10 protein-coding genes and 1 pseudogene are annotated in these 19,496 nt (G+C 34.5%); 10 read left to right on the forward strand and 1 reads right to left on the reverse strand.

Annotation, left to right across the window (positions count from 1 at the left end; translation table 11 throughout):
- Nucleotides 1-82 precede the first annotated feature (82 nt).
- The 4 genes from AABM58_RS05490 to AABM58_RS05505 all read left to right on the forward strand — a co-directional run bounded on the left by AABM58_RS05490 (nt 83) and on the right by AABM58_RS05505 (nt 11,366).
- On the forward strand, nt 83-8,500 hold the full coding sequence (locus AABM58_RS05490; protein WP_338406615.1) for an ankyrin repeat domain-containing protein: 8,418 nt from the start codon (nt 83-85) through the stop codon (nt 8,498-8,500).
- A gap of 368 nt (nt 8,501-8,868) precedes the next feature.
- Nucleotides 8,869-8,991: a hypothetical protein gene (locus tag AABM58_RS05495; protein ID WP_338405986.1), complete on the forward strand. Its 123-nt coding sequence runs from the start codon at nt 8,869-8,871 to the stop codon at nt 8,989-8,991.
- 43 nt (nt 8,992-9,034) lie between these two features.
- Nucleotides 9,035-10,282, forward strand: coding sequence for a group II intron reverse transcriptase/maturase (ltrA, locus tag AABM58_RS05500; RefSeq protein WP_338405985.1), 1,248 nt, complete (start codon nt 9,035-9,037; stop codon nt 10,280-10,282).
- A gap of 49 nt (nt 10,283-10,331) precedes the next feature.
- Nucleotides 10,332-11,366 (forward strand): ankyrin repeat domain-containing protein, encoded by a 1,035-nt coding sequence (locus tag AABM58_RS05505; RefSeq protein ID WP_338406616.1) that lies wholly within the window; start codon nt 10,332-10,334, stop codon nt 11,364-11,366.
- Nucleotides 11,367-11,711: 345 nt separating this feature from the next.
- Here the strand turns inward: AABM58_RS05505 and AABM58_RS05510 are convergent, their stop codons facing one another.
- Nucleotides 11,712-12,665, reverse strand: coding sequence for an Rpn family recombination-promoting nuclease/putative transposase (locus AABM58_RS05510; protein ID WP_338406617.1), 954 nt, complete (start codon nt 12,663-12,665; stop codon nt 11,712-11,714).
- 416 nt (nt 12,666-13,081) lie between these two features.
- On the opposite strand from AABM58_RS05510, the gene rnhA reads away from it, so the two are divergent.
- From rnhA to wmk (AABM58_RS05540), 6 genes and pseudogenes are all read left to right on the forward strand, one after another.
- Nucleotides 13,082-13,615 (forward strand): ribonuclease HI, encoded by a 534-nt coding sequence (gene rnhA / locus AABM58_RS05515; protein ID WP_264376578.1) that lies wholly within the window; start codon nt 13,082-13,084, stop codon nt 13,613-13,615.
- Nucleotides 13,606-15,388 (forward strand): annotated as a pseudogene (mutL, locus tag AABM58_RS05520) (DNA mismatch repair endonuclease MutL). The gene rnhA and the pseudogene mutL overlap by 10 nt, the downstream one beginning before the upstream one ends.
- A gap of 67 nt (nt 15,389-15,455) precedes the next feature.
- Nucleotides 15,456-16,394 (forward strand): WO male-killing family protein Wmk, encoded by a 939-nt coding sequence (wmk, locus tag AABM58_RS05525; RefSeq protein WP_338406618.1) that lies wholly within the window; start codon nt 15,456-15,458, stop codon nt 16,392-16,394.
- Between the two features lie 170 nt (nt 16,395-16,564).
- Nucleotides 16,565-17,221, forward strand: coding sequence for a JAB domain-containing protein (locus AABM58_RS05530; protein WP_338406606.1), 657 nt, complete (start codon nt 16,565-16,567; stop codon nt 17,219-17,221).
- A gap of 106 nt (nt 17,222-17,327) precedes the next feature.
- A complete protein-coding gene (locus tag AABM58_RS05535) occupies nt 17,328-18,467 on the forward strand; it encodes a hypothetical protein (protein ID WP_338406619.1) in 1,140 nt (379 codons plus the stop codon).
- Between the two features lie 79 nt (nt 18,468-18,546).
- The gene (gene wmk / locus AABM58_RS05540; protein ID WP_019236554.1) at nt 18,547-19,452 is read left to right on the forward strand and encodes a WO male-killing family protein Wmk; all 906 of its coding nucleotides are present in this window, start codon (nt 18,547-18,549) and stop codon (nt 19,450-19,452) included.
- Nucleotides 19,453-19,496: the final 44 nt, after the last annotated feature.

A 19,496-nucleotide genomic window follows, 5' to 3' on the forward strand; every position in this document is an offset into this window, starting at 1 on the left:
ATATATAAATTAGTATATAGATAAAAACAGCTTATATTAATTAGGCTTGATATAGTGAGTTTAATATAATGAAGGGGGTTTTATGTTCAAGATACAGTATCCAATAGATCATCTAAAAAAAGGAGGCATTAATTCAAAAATTACCGAATCATCGGGTAAAATACAATATATAGAGCAAGCTAAAGAATTTTCTCAACTTAAGCGTTATCGTAGATCTGATGTTGATTCCGAAAGTGGAAGTCAGGTTAAGAGAATCGATGTTCCAGGAGATGGTAGTTGCTTGTTTTGGTCTGTTACTATGGCTTACTTAATACCTGTCAGAAACGACGATGATTTATTTCGACAAAGGTATGAAGTACTATTTGGAAATGAAGGAGCTGTAATTCAAAATTTAGATCTTATTAGGAATTTGGTAAGGAATTTAAGTACTGCCAATTATGATGATACATTTGCAAACTTAGTAAGAAATGTGTTTCGCAACCGAGTAGTTGATTATATACGTGATCATGAAAATGAGTTCAGAGATTTTGTTGAAGGTAATTTTGATAATTACTTAGAGAACATGCGGAAACCTAATGCTTGGGGAGGTGAACCTGAAATAAAAGCAATGAGTGAAATGCTCAGAGCAAGGATTAGTGTTTCTGGTGCAACTGAAAGTCGATATGAAAATGGAAATACTCAAATACAGTTATTTCATGTTGGCGCACCAGGTAAACGAAATCATTATAACTTTGGTCTTGAGAGAGGTAATGTTGATAATGATGTAGAGCTTGCGAAAGGTTTAAAAAAAGTCATGGGTAAAGGAAGACCACAAGATTTTGAATTAATACAGTTATTAATAGAGGAAGCAGGTAAAGGAGTTGGTATAAGCCGGCAAGATGAGGACTTTAAATCTTTTGAACCGAGATTTCAGTCATTTGTGGATCAGGTTCCATCTTATTTACACTCTGTAGAAAAAGCAGGATTTTTTACGCACTTCTTCTTAGGGAGCTTTTCTACTTTGCTGGATACAGGGATTGCAGAAAAGTTAAATATTAAAAAGATTTATTTTAGTTTTGATACCTCGAAAACTTTAAAAGTAGCTATTGTCAAAAATGGTCAAATTGGAAATGCTGAAGACGCTATTAATAATATAGATTTATTTTCCATTTCAGAAGGTAAGCGTGGCCATCAGTTTACTGTTAATGAGTTGGAGAGCATATTAAGAAATAATATAGATAGGAGTAAGATTAGAGATCGGAACGTTGAGCAAAATATTAAGAATGAAATTCAAGATAGAATAAAATCCAGATTAGTACAGATCTACAAAGGAAAGGATGGAATTTTTGTTAATATGGAAGTTAAAGAGATACTTGATTCCCCTGCTGGTAAAGAATTTCATGAAGTAGAGAAAGGAATATGGAATAATCCCGAAGGTGATATAGCGAAGCTATCTGATTCTGATGCGCAAACAGTTAGCAGGTCTTTAAAAAAAGTTCTTGAAAAAATTAATAACGTTCATTCTGAATATGTAGAATCAGTAGTCTATGATAATAGTGCACGTGAAGCAGCACATCATGGATTTATGGTAGGCGTTTTCATGAATTTCCACTATAGGTATAATCTTAGAGTTTATCCAGAGCAATTTGCAGGAAGGGGTTATGCAGATATTATCCTGCTAGCTCGTGGTCCTGATCGTGCATTAAACTCTATTCCCATTATTATTGAATTAAAAGCAGGGGCAGGTCCTAATGCCACTCCAGATAAGGCTTTGCAACAAGCAGAGAGGTATGCACAAGGCTTCCAACCAAATGTTATGCGGGTTTTAACCACTGCGGACGAAATTTTATGTGTTGGTGTCAATCTTGATAGTTCATCTCCTATTTCTAATATCGGAGGGTCGAGCCGTGAGGGGAGAGTAATTCCTCTTTTTCAAGATATATTAAAGTCTGCTGATGATTGGGATACGCAAGAAATCTACACAAATGCGCTAAAAAAACGAATAAAAAATAATATGGAACGTATCTATCACACGTTTCCTGGTACACCGGAAAAGGGAGATAATCATTATTTTAGTAGGTTTTTACTAGGGCAATTGTTATTATTAAGTGAAGATTCAGGAACAAGTTTAAAAAAATACATTTTTATCTATGGAGGCAATATACCTACTGAAGTGCATCCTAATCTTCGTAGGCTTAGACGTCCAGCAGCTGAAAGAGCCAGAGAAAGACTATCGGCTAATCTTGATGCAAGCCATGCAGTTGTAACAATGGTGCTTATTCCAGAAAATACAGAGAAATTGGTTTATGTGATAAATATTATTGAAGCTAACAGAAAAGATGTTCTGAACATGCTAAATGAAGTGCTCCCTCTTGATAGATTAAATAGAGAAATAGGGAATAGGGAAATAGTTGAATTAAATCTTAATTTTGACACTAGATACAAGTCAGATTTTAAAAGATATCTTACTATTTGGGCTGAAAAATACAATTCTTTACAAGAGTACAACAACGGAGATAATAGATTTCAAGGTACTTTCAAAGAAGTTCCTTATCCTAATGAGTTAAAAGAAACATTCGATAGAGCATTAGATATTCAATCTTTATCAATAGGAGGATATAGTAGATTATTAGAAAAAATTGGAGAAGGAATATTCCCTTTTAAGAGCCTCGTTAATAAAGAAGCTCATTTCCAGGGAATATTGAATGGAGTATTTAGTTATTATAGCGACCTAAAATTACAAGAATCACCAGAAACTAGAGCATTAGTTTTAACTGAGTTTCAAACTGGTAGAGGGGAACGCATTGATATGCTAGTTCATGGTATTAAGTTTGTAGCTCAAGGTGGAAATGCTGAGGAGTACACTCCAATAGGATTAGAACTTAAGACATCAAGGCAGGGCAAAGGAGCTAAAGCTTTATTGAGGGAAGCAAATGATCAAATAAATGAAGAGTATAAAGAGGGCGTTACCTATAAAACACTCACAGATGGTGATGAGGTGAAATTTATCGGTGTTGTTTTCGATAAAGGATCTAATAATCCAAATAAACTTATTTTAACAAGTAGGACAGCTAAGGAAGGATTTATTCCTATTGGTGTAGTTCATAGTTCAGTTCATATGTTACCTACTGTAGGGCAGTGTTCTAAAGGAGAAAAAAGAGAACCTTCATCACCAGAGTATCCACCAAGTAAAAAACCAAGAAGAGAAAGAAGTGTAAATATGGCCTGCAAGGATTCGTTTGATGAAGAAGAGATTACAGAAGAGGAAAAAGAACAACGTATCAAAGAGTTGTTTAATGCTGACAAGGTAGCAGAAAGAGTAAAGAATATTGAGTTTTATGATCAGCTTTTCAAGGTTTCTGAGCGAATATCTAGAGGTGAAACTATAGACCAAAATGTTGAAGAAGCATTTATCGCAAAAGTTAAAAATATAGATCTAAGTTCAATAGATCCAGAGATTAGGGATATTGTGAAGGAGATGAAGGACAACATAGAAAATAAAGAAGAAATGAAAAATATCCTGAGAAGGTCTGGAGTAGCAGAAAAAATAGGGAAAGTAGCAGAAGGTGCAGGTCTTGCCTTTACGGTATTTTTAGTTGGTAAACATATAGCAAATGGAGATGTAGAAGGGCTAGGTTATGATGCATTAAATCTCTGGGTAATGCCAAAGATTGGTGAAAAGATCTCTGGAAAAATATTAGAGTTAGGAACAAAGCTTGATTCTCAGATGTTAAAAGGATTTGCCCCAGTTATGGGACGTGCTATAGGTAACTTTGCAGCATTTTTAGGGCTAGCAGAGTCAATAAAAGCAAGGCAGAATGCAATAGATCCTGTAGATATAAAGATTGCTGACTTAAACATAGCAACTAACTCCATCTTTATATCTGCAGATGTACCTGCAGTTGTTACTGAAACAATGTCAGTAGCAGGTTTAGAAACCGGGGTAATAGGAGAATTTGCTGGTCCAGTTGGTGCTGGTATCTCAGTTGCTGCTATTATCATATCACAATTTGCAGAAGCAAAGCTTGAGGTAGAAAAACTAGAAGAGCACATAAATCTTACAGATCAGGAAAAGCATGACTTTTATTGGGATTTCTTTCTTGGTAAAAAGGTACCAGATTATATAGAAAATGATATAGAAGCAGAAAACATTTATAAACAGTATATATCAAATGTTATAAATAAATTTAGAGATAGGTATGATAGAATAGCTATGACATTACCTACAATACTGGAATCCAAGGGAGTATATAATGCTTGTCATCTTAGGCGAGTTGGAAACAAAATTGCTTCAGGCGGCTATTACAAGAATGAATGTAGAGATGGTTCCGAATCATATAGTATGACTTTAGATTCTAGTATCCAAACACACATTAAGTATCCTTTGCAACTTGATGGTACTGTCTCAAGGTTAGTTCCTATTATAGATGAGTATAATGTGGTTTGTGGGCCTATTAGTAATGATATATCGTTCAAAGTATATAATCGAACAACAAAAGGTGAAGAGTATAGTGCTAGTTACACCAGAACAGTAACAACAACAAAAACAAAATTTTTTTTCAAGAATTTCCCGTCTGCCTGTAGTAACATAATTATATATGAGAGAAAAAGTTCCCGTGGATATGGGCATATATATTATATTACATCTCAAAATACTTTTATAGATGTAACTTCTAACTATACCATCGATGTTATTTTTAATGGTAATAATATACTACTTAATAGTTATGGAATCGATAATCAAGGATCTAGTGCACAGAATAGGTATTATTTTACAAATCAGTTAAGTAATTGTGATGTTCATAAACAAGGAACAAATTTCTTCTACATAGCAAAAGATAATTTTGTATGTAATTTAGGTGGATCTTCTATTGGACAAAATAATATAGTTGTAACGCGAGGTAATTTTACAGATTCAGAGAATATATATTCTATTATTGGCAGTGATAAAGCTAATCATATAGAAGTTTCTCATGCGGATTATGTAGATGGTAAGGGTGGAAATGATGTAATAACAGCAAAAAACTTTACTACAATAAAGGGTTATTTTGGTGATTCCATTCATGGAAAAGGTTTAGTATTATTACCGATAAATTTTAATGATATAGGTAACATAACACACATTAACAATATAACAACCATCTATAATAAAAGTAGAGCTTTTATAAGTGTAGATAAACAAACATTGGTAAAAACAGCAGATGGTTTATTTGTAACACCAACAAAAGTAGATGATAAGACTGGCGTAGTAACAAACTTGCATGTGACAAAAAGCATAAGTGGTGATGTTGTGTTAGATGATGAGTTGGATAATTTACGGAAGATAGATAATTCAAACTTTAATATTACAAAGCAATTATCAAGTGCCAATTATCATAGCACTATAGGTAGTTCCAGTAATCATATTTTTTATCCTGATAAAGAACATCATAATTTTTACTGGGAAGCTCCAAGCAATATAAGTCATCTTTATCTTTTCGATAATAGAAACGCTAATATTACAATTGCTCAAGCAAATGGTATATTGGATTTTAGCCAATTAAATTGTACATTAGATGATATACCATTTATAGAAAATAATAAAGGAGAAATAAAGATTAATAAAAATGGCCTAAATGTAACCTTGCTACCAGATTATAAAGATGTCACAGTTACATTTGATGGGCAAGAATATTACAAACTTCAGAATGGAGAATTAGAGCGAGATTATTGCTCTCATAGCTTGAAAATAGATGGAAGATTTAGTGTTAATGGTACTGACCTTTTAAATCATCATAATTGTTTTGTATTTGACTCAGATAAAGTGCTTTTTTTGAAACTAAATAATGATTTGCTGTTGTTATCAGATAGAGGGGCATTATCAATATCGGATTACTATTCTTCTGTTCATAAAAACTGGGATTTATCTGTAGGACTGAACAATAGAATTATAGAACCAGAAGAATTTGGAGAAAGAGCTGATGAATTTAGTTCTTTCAGATATTACCAACCAGATGAGCAAGGGTTACAGATTTATCATAATCAACCTATTAACAAGAATGATATTGGTTTAGTTGATTTGAAAGATAAGTCTATATTAGATTGCGATATGAAAGTTATGAATGATACCTTATTGCTATCACATAAAAATAACACTCTTGTAAAAGTAGAGAACTGGAATACTTATCAACCAGCAAGAGAAATGATGTTTGCTTTCAATGATACAATGGTTTCTAACTCAAAATGTATAGCTTCTACTTGTAATTCAGAAGATGTTATAGTGGAGCTTAATAAAGAAAAAGCAGTTCTATCGACAGAGCAGCTGTTTAATGCTGTGAGACAAAATAATCTTAGTGAAGTTGATAATCTTCTTAGTATGGGTGCAGATGTTAATATTAGAGATAGACGTAATTGGACACCTTTGCACTGTGCTGCCGACAATGATAATAAGCTTGATATATCTAGGGCAATTTTAAATCGAAATGCTGATATTGAGGCTAGAACTAACGTTGGTGAAACACCTTTACATATAGCAAATGCTTATGGTCAATTGAAAATAATTGAGCTTCTTATAGATAAAGGGGCTAGCCTTGAAGCTAAAACTAATGATGGTTTAACGCCTTTGCATGTGGCTATTCAGCATAATAGTGCTACACCTGAAATAATTGAGTTTCTTCTTAATAAAGGTGTTAATATTGAAGCTAAAACGAAAGATGACTGGACACCTTTACATTATGCAGTTTTCAAAGACAGGCTTGATATAGTTAAAGTACTTTCAAGTCGAGGGGCTAACATTGAAGCTAAAAATAAAGATGGAAAAACACCCTTAGACTTAGCTATTCAAGGTAATTACACAGATATAGTAGGGTTTTTAAAACAAACACAATTAGACAAAAAATTATTGACTGCTATAGAAAATGGAGATCTTCCTGAAGTCAGGAAATTTGTTAGTCAGGGTGCTAGTGTTAATGCTATAGAAGTGGGCATTTTTGGTAGGAAACCTATACACATTGCTGCTGAAAAAAATTACAAAGATATTATAGAGTTCCTTCTCGGTAAGGGGGTAAGCGTTGATGATACCAGTAACTATGGTTGGACACCGCTACATTATACAGCGTCGAAAGGCTGTTTAGAAGTTGCAAAGTTTCTCGTTGACAAAGGGGCTAATATTAATCCTCAAAATGTTTATGGCAGAGAGCCTATACACATTGCTGCTGAGCACGATAATAAAAATATTATAGAACTTCTTCTTAATAAAGGAGTAAGTGTTAATGAGGTTGACAAAGACGGCTGGATGCCTCTGCACTGGGCTTCTTGGAATGGCCATCTTGATATAATAGAATACCTTGTAGGTAAGGGAGCCAATATCAATACTAAAGATAGGAATGGTAAAATGCCGCTAGATATTGCTAGAGATAAGGGACATGATAATGTTGTAGAATACTTACAACAAACACAATTAAGTCTAGATAAGCAATTGTTTACTGCAGTACAAGATGGTAGTCTTAATAAAGTTCAAGATCTTGTAAGTCGAGGTGCTAACTTAGATGCTATAGATATTCATGACGCTACGGATGACAATAATCATGGCTGGACGCCTATACTCTATGCTGCTAAAGGAAGTAAATGGGATATAGTAAAATTCCTTATAGTTCGTGGTGCTAAGTTTAATAATGAAATAACGTATCAAGGAACACCTTTGCATTTTGCGGTTCAAAAAAATGATTTGGGTATGGTTCAATTTCTTCTTAATAAAGGTGCTAAAGTTGAGTCTGAGGACAGCTATAATCGTAAACCTTTGCATCTTGCTGCTGAAGTAAGCGGATTAAATATAATGAAGCTTCTTCTGGGTAATGGCGCTAATGTTGATGCTATAGATATGTATCGTCAAACACCTTTGTATTTTGCTATTGATAAAGATAAATCAGACGTAGTGAAGCTTCTCCTTGACAGTGGTGCTAATGTTGATGTCGTAGATGTGAATGGCCAGACACCTTTATATTTAGCTAAACAAGAAAGGCATGCGGGTATAGTAAAAATTTTAGAACAAGCCAAATTGAATCAAGAATTGTTGACTGTTACGAAAATTGGGGATCTTAGTAAAGTGAAAGATTCTGTTAAGCAAGGAGCTGATATTAATGCTGAAGACAAAGATGGTAACACTCCTTTACACAATGCTGCATCGAAAGGTTACTTAAATGTAGTTAAATATCTTATTGAGAAAGGTGCTAATTTAGAGGCTAAAGATCATGATGGTAGAACCCCTATATATGATGCTTCCTGGAATGGTCATTTAGATATAGTAAAGTGTCTTATTGAAAAAGGTGTTAATGTTAATGCTACCGATAAAAATGGTTGGACACCATTACATTGGGCTGCATCAAAAGGCAATTTAGAGATTGCAAAATCTTTAATAGAAAAAGGTGCTGATATTAATGCTAAAAATATTTATGGTAAGAAACCTATACATCGTGCTGCTGAAAAAAATTATGAAACCGTTATAGAGCTTTTGCTCAGCAAGGGAGCAAATGGTGTGCCGTAGAGACACAAAGAATGTTCAAGTAAGAGCAAACTAAGTGCAAAAGCTGCACAGTAGATGAGGGTAGGTCCCTTGGAGCCGGTTTACAAGAGCAGGCTTCAAACAACCATAAGCTGCTTTGGTAAAGAGCCAAGGTAGTGAGCGTTATGGAAAAGGCATAATTATATGTCATGTAAGGAATAGAGAGATGAACGAAAGTGAACCACTGATGAAGTGTCGAAACCTTTTAAATGACGTCAAAACCAGGGGGTCGTTTGTAACCTGGGATAAATCTATCGGGAGCTTGTTTACTGGATAGATGGCGTCCGGCATAAAGGTGGCATGAATCTATTTCAGGCTATTGTGTGGAACTACGGGAACCTGTCGTTTCGATGATAAGGGAGAAATCCAAGGAGCTAAACTCTAAGGATGAGAGTACCGATGCGAAAAACAGGGGCGGATCAGCTCGTAGTAGTGAAGAAGTTTCTGTAATGGAAATGGAGCGAAGGAGCTGAGTTATTCAGTTTTAATTATGTATCAACCGAAAGGGAGGAGTTAATGAATAAAACAAAGTCTTTTGATATACCAAAGCAACTTATTTGTAGGGCTTATAAACAAGTATCGAAAAATAAAGGTGCGGCTGGTGTGGATGAGGTTTCGATAACAAAGTTTGAAGAAAATCTAAAAGATAATCTGTACAAACTATGGAATAGGATGTCATCCGGAAGTTATTTTCCAGAGCCGGTAAAAGCTGTTGCGATACCAAAAGATACAGGAGGGCAAAGAATTTTATGTGTTCCTTCAGTATTCGACAGGATAGGGCAAACGGCTGCTGCTATGTATCTAGAGCCGCTGGTAGAACCAAAATTTCATGAGGATTCATATGGTTATAGACCAAATAAGTCTGCACTGGATGCGGTAGATACAGCTCGTAAAAGATGCTGGAGGTACGATTGGACGATAGATCTTGATATATCTGGATTTTTCGACAATTTGGACCACGGCTTGGCATTGCAAGCTATCAAAAAGCACACAGACTGCAAATGGGTCATACTGTATGTTGAGAGGTGGATGAAAGCCCCCATTCAGCAAGCAGATGGCAGTAAGGTAGTTAGGGATAAAGGAGTTCCGCAAGGAGGTTCAGTTAGCCCAATCATCTCTAATATATTCATGCATCATGTGTTTGATATATGGATGAAAAAGAACTACCCGACAGTACCATTTGAGAGGTATGTGGATGATGCGATAGTGCACTGCAGAACAGAGAAACAGGCAGAGTTTGTGAAAGTAATGATCGAAGAAAGATTGGCTGAGTATAAGTTGAAATTGCATCCTGAAAAGACACAGATAGTGTACTGTAAGGATGACAATAGGAGTGGTGAATTTCCTAAACAAAGTTTTAATTTTCTGGGTTACACATTCAGACCCAGGTTAGCAAGAAATAAAATAGGGAAGTATTTTGTTTCATTTCTTCCAGCAATTAGCAACAAGGCCAAGAAAAAGATTACTACAACCATAAGGTCATGGAAAATGCTACGAAATACGCATATAACATTAGAGGAGATATCAGGAAAAGTAAATCCAATAGTCAGAGGCTGGTATCAGTACTATGGCAAATTTTACAGAACTGAAGTATACAAATCTCTAAAGAATATAGAGCGGCATCTAGAAAAGTGGGTGAAAAGGAAATATAAGAGACTCAGGAGTCACGGAAGACTAGCAAGACAATTTCTAGGAAAGGTGAGAAAGAGGTCTCCGGATATTTTCTATCACTGGACACTAGGGTTAGGCCAAAAGGCTGAATAATGGAAGCTGTATAAATCGAGAGGTTTACGTACAGTTTTGCGAGAGACTGGTGGGGAAGTTCCACTGGTCTACTCTCCTTAATGATACTGATAAAAGTGGTTGGACACCATTACATTGGGCTTCTCAGAATGGCCATTTGGATGTAGTAAAGTATCTTGTAAACAGAGGAGCAGAAGTTAATGCTAAAGCTAATGATGGCAAAACGCCGCTAGATATTGCTATTGAGCAAAAACATAATAATGTTGTAGAATATTTGGAAAAAGTTAAGGAAGAAAGAGGAGAACCTTTACAACGCAAACGCCGTCATCATCATGGAGATCATAGTCGTCATCACTTATCACGTAAACCTCTTGCTATAGATTCAAGTAATCAACCTGAGATAGCAGCAAGTAGTGGCACAAGACCATCTTCATGGATAAATGATTTATTTGGTTGGGTAAAGAGCTCTATAGGTGGGTTATTAGGTTCTAGAGCTGCTTTACCTGAGAAAACATTCACTCAAAGTTCAATCTCACAAATTAGTGCACCAATCGATGTAAATGGTACAATAATGTTACTTGACGTGCTCATTAGAAAAGCTACAGGTCAGAAGTACATTTCTACAGTAGATCAGTCTATATCTCCACTAGAAGCACAGGGCTATGCATTGAATATTACAAAGGGATTTGAGAAAGTAGTAGAGCAAGCTGGATTAAAAAGTGGTGTGTCAATGCATCGATTAAATATTGATTATATGGGAATGCAGAAAGAGATTACTAGAAAAGTCATGAGTGGTAAATTTAATGAAATTTCAGGGATTTTAAAATTGTATGTAGAGAAAGCATGTCCTGATGAAGAAGCTGGTAAATTAAGTCCGAAGAAATTTGACAAGTTTATAGCTCAATTTAATAAGGGTCTGCTAAATCAATCAATAGAGCAGATATTACACAACAGAGATGGTAGATTAGAAGTTGATGATGCAAAGCAAATGAGTTTAGAGCCTCAAAGTTATTTAAGTAATGCTTCAGTTCACAGCCATTCAAAAGTATCAACTTGTCTTTCTGAGATAGGAGTAACCAAGCTTAGAGGTAATCTCAATAGGTGAGTTATAATATAAGGGGTGGAGCTATAATATGCCAAGTAGTGGAAAATTTAAAGTGAAGGTAGCCAAAATAATTAGAGATACCAGACCAAGTTTGATGGTTCTAATACTAACATGGATGAAGTAGATATTACAGATAATAATGCTAAGTGGTTAATGTGTTTTCCATATTGAACTTACAGCACGTAGCTTTGATATAGAAGTTTGGGTAACGTTATGATAGTAATTTATATAATTCTTTGTGCAATCTTTATAGCTGTTTTAGACAGTTCATTAGACTCTTAATTATGGGGTATGTTTAACTTAAGAAAGGTTTTCATAAATGTTGAAGTGAATAAGTTGTAGTATTTATGTTTTTTCCCTGAGTTGTAAAATTTCAGAATGAGAGAGACCGGTAATTTGAGCTATAACATCTATAGAAACACCGGCCTTGAGTGAGTTTTTTGCAACTTCAATTTTACCTTCAATTTTACCTTTTTCATGGCCGATTTCGATGCCTTCTTGTCTACCTTCTTGTCTACCTTCTTGTCTACCTTCTTGTCTACCTTCTTGTCTACCTTCTTGTTTAGCATCATCGAGTTTTTGAGCAAGAACAGCCTGTTCATCACGAATACGCTTGATCTCTTGTTCATAGGCAATAAATTCTTTTTCAGACCAGTTGAACCTATTTAGTTCTTCATAAGCTCTTTTAATTATTAGATCACTTCCTATTATTCTCTCTAGCTCTTCTTCACTAGTTTCGTCTGCATATCTGAAAAAGTATACCCATTTTTCAACTATACTTGAAAGCTGATCTTCTTTGGTTTTTGGAAATTTAGGCAACTCAATAAATATAAAGTAAAAATCTTTTAGATCATGTTCATTAGTATCTTCATCGCGAATAGTGTGCTTTGATTTATACTCAGACTTATCAGGAAATAAAATACAATCTGCTATAGCAATAAAGATAATTTCCTTAAGGTCATGATATTGATCACCCTTACTAGCTTGTCTTGAGTAAGCTTTAGCTGCGTAATATTGGGCACGTTTTTCAAAGCCTTTGGTTTTAGCGACCTGCATTTCGACTATGACTTGCAGCCCATTTTCATCTCTACAAAGAACATCGACAATGCTTTGTTTTTTAGAGGCAATATCAGGGTCTTGAATAGTACTTAAAAACTCTATATCCTTTATTGCACTTTTGCCGGTGAAGCCAAGAATATCATTAAGAAAGTGAATAAGGATATCTTTATTTTTTTCAGTGCCAAAGATGCGCTTGAACGATATATCATTCTTTGGATCGAGAAACTTCGAAAGAGCCATGACGGATTAACCTAAAAAGCATTAATAATTATACACAATTGTGAAGAAATATTCAACGTTTTTGTGCTAAAGTCTATTAAAGTTAGCTAAATTTCAAGAGTTGGCAAAAAACTACCTTCATAGATGACCATAGAATGCTACTGCGCACCTTAGCTGTTTATTTTATCATCTTTTACAACTCCCTCCATAAACCCCAGCAAATGAATTCATGAGCTATAAAGAGCTTTAAAAACACTTATTTTGGGTGTGAGAGATTAACCTCCTAATAAAAATACAAGCCCAAAAGCTCAATTACGATTTACCTAATATCGTGAGGACAGGTTCATTAATCTCCCACACCTTTACATGATAAAGATCTTGAAACTTAGTGTCAACATTTCAGTAGCAAATTTATGTTAAATCTATATCTTGTCAATATGGACAAAAAGAAGGTTATAATATATACAGATGGAGCTTGTTCTGGAAACCCTGGTCCCGGTGGATGGGCAGCCGTGGTGATGTATGAAAATAAAAGTGTCTTTATCAAAAAACGTATCTCTGGAGGTGAAGAAAACACAACAAATAACAAGATGGAGCTAAAGGCTGTAATTAATGGACTAAAGATGTTAAAAATTTCCTGCAAAGTTATTGTACACACTGATAGTCAGTATATTAAACAAGGTATAACAGAGTGGATCAACAAGTGGAAAATAAATGGTTGGAAGACAGCCGATAAAAAGCCAGTGAAGAACAGAGAATTATGGCAGGAACTAGATGAAGTTGCTTTGCAGCATGATATTAATTGGAAGTGGGTTAGAGCTCACAACGGTAATATGTACAATGAGGAGGCAGATAGACTTGCTAGAAAGGAATCTAAAAAGCTAAAATATAGAGATTGTGAGGTCAAGAAATCACCAAAAAATAGAGGGAACTCTAAGTTTCATAGATTGGGTGGAGTATTATGGCAATAATTCTTTTAGACACAAAAACTATAAATCGTATAGCAGCGGGAGAGGTAATAGAGAGGCCAGCAAAAGGAATTAGTAGAAAATGCAATAGATGCTGGAAGTTCAGAGATAGAGATCAAGATAGAAAGTGGTGGACGTAACCTTATAACTGTAACGGATGATGGAAATGGAATAGAAAAGAACGATCTGGAACTAGCACTTATGAGGCATGCCACTTCAAAATTAAGTGATAGTGAGTTAATAGAGATCAGACATCTTGGCTTTAGAGGAGAGGCTCTGCCTTCAATTGCAGCAGTAAGCAGAATGAAATTATCATCTAAGGCAAGTGGAGCAAAGGAAGCATGGTCTATAAGATATGAGGGAGGAGAAAAAATAAGAGAGATTATCCCTTGTTCTTTGTTGCAAGGTACATATATTGAAATTCGTGACTTATTTTTTGCCACACCAAATAGATTAAAATTTCTAAAAACCGAGAGGGCAGAAACACAAAGTATTGTTGATATTGTGAATAACTTAGCGATGATTAATTATAGTATTGGGTTTACTCTCACTTCCGGTAATAAAAAGCTCTTAAAATATGTTAAGCAAACTTCATTATTTAACAGATTATGTGAAACAGAAGAAGAATTTCAGAGCAATTCGCTGGAAGTTAAAGAGGAAGAAGACGGCATCAAACTTACGGGACACATCTGTAAACCAACTATTAGTCGTGGTAATTCAACTCAGATCTATACGTTTGTTAATGGCAGGCCAATAAAAGACAATCTACTTATTGGTGCAATTAGATATGCGTATCAAGATTTTATTCTAAGTGGGAGGTATCCTTTTGCAGTGTTGCACTTAGAGATACCATACGATCAAGTAGATGTAAATGTGCATCCAAATAAATCAGAAGTAAGATTTCAGAATAAAAGGTCAATATATGAAATAGTGAGAAGAGGGATAATAAAAGCATTATTGACGAGGTTCGCAGCAAGTGATGTTAAGTCTCAAAGTATTGAAGAGTTTGATAGCCAAGAGAAGGTTAATAGTGAAGAGGAAAAAAATCAAAAAGAGTTTTATGAAAAGAGACCAAGTCTTTTAGAAAATCGTCTAATGAAAGAATTCAATGCACCAGATGAAAGAAGGCAAAGCTTACCAGAAACGTTTAAGTATGGAGAATCTCCACCCCAAAAGGGAGCGATGGTTCTAGAAAGGGAGCAAATTGATTTAATAGAGGATCATCCTCTAGGGTATGCACGCTGTCAGGTCCACAGTACTTACATTATTGCTGAGGCTAAAGGCAAATTAATTATAGTAGATCAGCACGCAGCTCATGAAAGATTGATATACGAGTGCTTAAAGCAAAAATCAAGCATAAAAAGACAGAAACTTCTTCTTCCTGAAACAGTTGAAATCAAAAACCAAGCTGGAATGGAGATGATTGAAACTTATAAAGATGAGCTTTTTGAAATGGGTTTTGGTATTGAAATAGAATCAGAAGATAAAGTAAGGGTGAAAGAAATACCTGCAATCTTGGGAACAATAGATATAAAAGAGATGCTAGTTGATATAGTAGATAAGTTAATGGAAATGAAAGATACGGTGCCAATAGAGGATAAGGTGAATAAAATATCAGCCACAATCGCTTGCCATGGAGCAGGAAGAAAAATGAAATTGGAAGAGATGAATGAGATACTAAGACAAATTGAGAAAACTCTATATTCTGGTCATGAAAGACCAACGTATATAGAAATAAAACTAAGTGATATAGAAAAATTGTTTGAAAGGAGATGAGTTCAGTTTGTCAAAAAGGTTCCCAATTAGGTATACGTAACGGCTCTTCTGATTATGAGTATAAAATGTGAAAAAAGAGAATAATTACTCTAATTTTTTATATTATAAAGTAGTAGGACAGAAAGTAAGAAGTTGTAGGATAGCAAAGGGGTATACTCAAAAAGATTTAGCAAAAAAAATCGGTGTAACGTATCAAATAGTACTACAATATGAAAAAGGAACACGAAAAATTTCGATTGAAAAGTTGTGCGCTATAGCAAAGGTGTTATCAATTAATATTACGGATCTTATTCCTGTATCAAATGAAAAAATTTGCCTTAAAAACGAAGAAGAAGAGATACTAAATCTAGTAAGAGAATATAAAAAGATTAACGATCAGGAGTTACGTAGAATGCTTTGTTTACTAACTAAAATTGCCAGAGTGAGTGAAGAAAATAGTAAAAAAACGGAGAGAATAAAAATTGCAAAAGCTCTGGTTAAAGCAGGAGTTTTTGTTGATACTGTTTCAAAAACAATTGGTCTATCTGCTGATGAATGTGTTGAAGAAAAAACGGATTCTATCTACTACAAAATAGGAAAAAAGATAAAAGAATGGAGGGTATTACGGGAGTATACTCAAAAGGATTTAGCAGAGAAAATGAGCACAACACGTGACGAAATAAGCAATTATGAACAAGGAAGGGTTGCTGTTCCACTTGATAAATTATATGGAATGGCAGAGGTGTTATCGATTAATATCGTGGATCTACTTGAACTAGCAGAAGATGCAGATGAAAGAGTAGGAAATGAATTACCGAATTTAATTGAAGAATACAAAAAGATTGAAAGCCAAGAACTACGTAATGCACTAATAAAATCTTTGTTTGAAGGGATACGAATTTGCGAAGAGAAAGTGAAAAGAGCAGAAAAGATGAAAATTGCAAAGGATTTAGTGAAAGGAGGAATTTCTATTGATATTATTTTGCAAGCGGTAGGCATTTCTTTAGATGAAATTCAACAAGTTTAAAATAAAAAAATCACCATATATTAATATCTTCACTTCTTGATGAAAAAATAAGTAAAAAAGATTGAGAAATTGATTTGACTTCACTCGAAAGCTATGGCTCTATGCCAATGCTGATAAAAAACAGCAGTAAATATTTAAAAAAAGTTTGTTGTTAGTGAAAGGTAAATTATATGAATAAAAGTAAAGAGGAAATAGAGTTCAGAATATTAGAAAGCAAAGGCAAAGCACTACTTGATCGTGAAATAATGGAAACGTTTCTAAGTGCAGTACATGAAAGACCACAGGCTCAAGAAATTGCTAAAAATCTGGTGAATACTTATACGGGAGTAGGAAGGATTTTAGGTAGAGAAATGGATGACCTGAAAGTTATAGAAGGAGTAACTGATTCTGCAGTAGCAATGATTATGTGTGTTAAGGAAACACTAGAAAGGGTACTGAGAGAAAAGCTCAAGAGTGAGCCAATAATGGACTTACAAGGGCTAGTAGAGTACTTAAACGTAAGTATAGGACACTCAGAAAGGGAATGTGTAAAAATACTGTACTTGAATAAAAGGCGCCAATTAATCGGAGAAGAATCCTATATTGGTGAAATGGAAAAAGCACCAGTATACATAAAGGAAATTACAAGAAAAGCATTAATAAAGAATGCAACATTAGTAATAATGTCACACAACCACCCTGGGGGAAGTTTAGAACCTTCAGAAGAAGATCAAGCAGTAACGAAGAGCTTAGCAGCAGCGTGTAGTACTGTAAGTGTTAGATTATTTGATCATATTATCATTACAAGTGGGGGTTATTTTAGCTTTAGAGAAAACGGATTGTTATAGCAGAAAGTATTTGCAAATCTACCCACTATAATTTATAATGAGTAATATAATGTATAATAACAAAGTTTATTGTACACTTAAAAAGTATTTTTAATATGAGGTTTATATGACTAGTAAAGATCAGAATAAAAAGACTAATGTTAATCACAAGAAAATATTTGGTGCTCTTGAAAGCGTTGATATAGAGCAGTCTAAATTTGTGAGTAAAATTAATAGCCAGAAGGAGATAAAACTGGAAGATACAATGCCTTTCCCTAGCAGAAACGTTCGCGAAAACAAAATCAACTATGGAAAAGGACTTGATTATATATATGGCACAAAACCTGTAAGTGATCAAGAAGATAAAAATCCATTTGCCTCAGCTTTGCAAAAAATAAAGCCAAATACAGAGAAGCTGAGCTGGTTTAAGAGTTCTATAGTAGAGGCAAAAAACGTAAATGAATTGCACAAAGTTATAGACAAAGTACTAGCTTCTGGAGCAAGGATAAATGCATGTAATGATGGAGAATGGAGCTTCGCGGAATATGTGATACTGGGCACACATTTTCATAAATTTGATAAGGCTGATCGTAAAAAGCTAATACGTAAATTAATGCTAAACGGTGCAGAGTTTCATGATACTTTATTGGAGAATAAATTGATAGGTGAAATCTATAATGAGCTACAACCAGAAGTTCAGCCACAGATAGATGAGAGACTAGAAGAACTAGAGAAAGCTGGCGAAAGTGCTGTGCAAGAAGGAGAATTAATAGATGTTGAGATAGATAATACAACATCGTATATAGAATTTTCTGGGAATAGTAAGGTAGAGGTAGCCAAAATACTGGAAGCAAACAGAAAATTAGGAAGTAATATTGTAAAAATTGGCAATGATGCAGTTGAGGTTAAAAGTGAGAAAGGAGGTGTAAGAAACTATACCGATATGTCAGATGAAAGCTCTATTATATTAGAATTTCCTACAAGCATTGGTAAGCTAAATGTTATATTGTACCACGATGTAAAAAAATATGATCAAGTACAAGTCAGAGTAGAAAACAAGGAAATGTGGGCTGAATTACAACAAATAGGGGAAGAAATTGGAAAAAATTGCCTTTTCGGGGGAGTAAAACTTAAAGAAGCAGTAGAGAAAGGTAGTTTCACTAGATGTGGCATATGGAGTGAAAAGCAGAAGGAAGTAAGTGAAAAATTGTTTTCATGGGTAGACAAAGTACGTGAAAATAGTAAAGAAACTTGTAGGGCACTTTAATTTAAAGGTTCCAGAGTCTGGCTATTATATCTGGAGCCTTTGAGCTATAATAGAAAATATTATATGCAAGGTTCTTTTTGTGGAAAAAAGTCTAGATTATAAAGTGGGAGAAAAATTAAAAAGCTGGAGGTTAGAGCGAGGGTACACTCAGAAAGATTTAGCAGAGAAAATTGGTGTAAAATACTGGGTGATATTGCAATATGAGAAAGGGAATCGTAGAGTTCCAATTGAAAGGTTGTATGCTATAACTGAGGCACTATCAATCAGTATTACGGATCTTATTCCTGTATCAAAAAGCTGTCTTGAAGATGAAGAAGAAATATTAAATCTAGTAAGAGAATATAAAAAGATTAACGATCAGGAGTTACGTAAGATGTTTTGTTTGCTAACCAAATTTGTCCAAGTTAGTGAGAAAAGTAGTAGAAAATCGGAAAAAATAAAAATTGCAAAGAGTCTGGTTAAAGCAGGAGTTTCTGTTGATATTGTTGCAAAAACAATTGGTCTGTCTGCTGATGAATGTGTTGAAGAAAAAGTTGGTTCTATCTACTACCAAATAGGCAAAAAGATAAAGGAATGGAGACTAGTGAGAGAGTATACTCAAAAGGATTTAGCGGAGAAAATGAGTACAACACGTGACGAAATAAGCAACTATGAACAAGGACGCGTAGCTACTCCACTGGGAAAATTATATGAGATAGCAGAAACATTATCGATTAGTATTACAGATCTACTAACAGAGGAAGATGAAGGTAGTAAAGTGGAAAATGAGCTACCGAATTTGATTAAAGAATACAAAGAAATTGAGAGCCAAGAACTACGTCATGCACTAATAAAATCTTTGTTTGAAGGGATACGTATTTGTGAGGAGAAAGTGAGAGAGATAGAAAGGATTAAAGTTGCAAAGGATCTAGTAAAAGGGGGAATTTCTATTGATACTATTTTGCAAGCGGTAGGTTTATCTATTGATATGGTTTTAGATGGATAGCTCGTAAAAAAATTATAGCAATAAAGTTTTTTTCTTAAATAGAG

The organism is Wolbachia endosymbiont (group A) of Longitarsus flavicornis (assembly GCF_963931955.1).
Lineage (GTDB): Bacteria > Pseudomonadota > Alphaproteobacteria > Rickettsiales > Anaplasmataceae > Wolbachia.

Excerpts from the sequence above, each read along its gene's own strand:
- AABM58_RS05490 (WP_338406615.1), top strand. The coding sequence starts at position 83 with ATGTTCAAGATACAGTATCCAATAGATCATCTAAAAAAAGGAGGCATT.
- AABM58_RS05495 (WP_338405986.1), top strand. The coding sequence starts at position 8,869 with ATGATAAGGGAGAAATCCAAGGAGCTAAACTCTAAGGATGAGAGTACC.
- ltrA (WP_338405985.1), top strand. The coding sequence starts at position 9,035 with ATGAATAAAACAAAGTCTTTTGATATACCAAAGCAACTTATTTGTAGG.
- AABM58_RS05510 (WP_338406617.1), bottom strand. The coding sequence starts at position 12,665 with ATGGCTCTTTCGAAGTTTCTCGATCCAAAGAATGATATATCGTTCAAG.
- rnhA (WP_264376578.1), top strand. The coding sequence starts at position 13,082 with ATGGACAAAAAGAAGGTTATAATATATACAGATGGAGCTTGTTCTGGA.
- AABM58_RS05530 (WP_338406606.1), top strand. The coding sequence starts at position 16,565 with ATGAATAAAAGTAAAGAGGAAATAGAGTTCAGAATATTAGAAAGCAAA.
- AABM58_RS05535 (WP_338406619.1), top strand. The coding sequence starts at position 17,328 with ATGACTAGTAAAGATCAGAATAAAAAGACTAATGTTAATCACAAGAAA.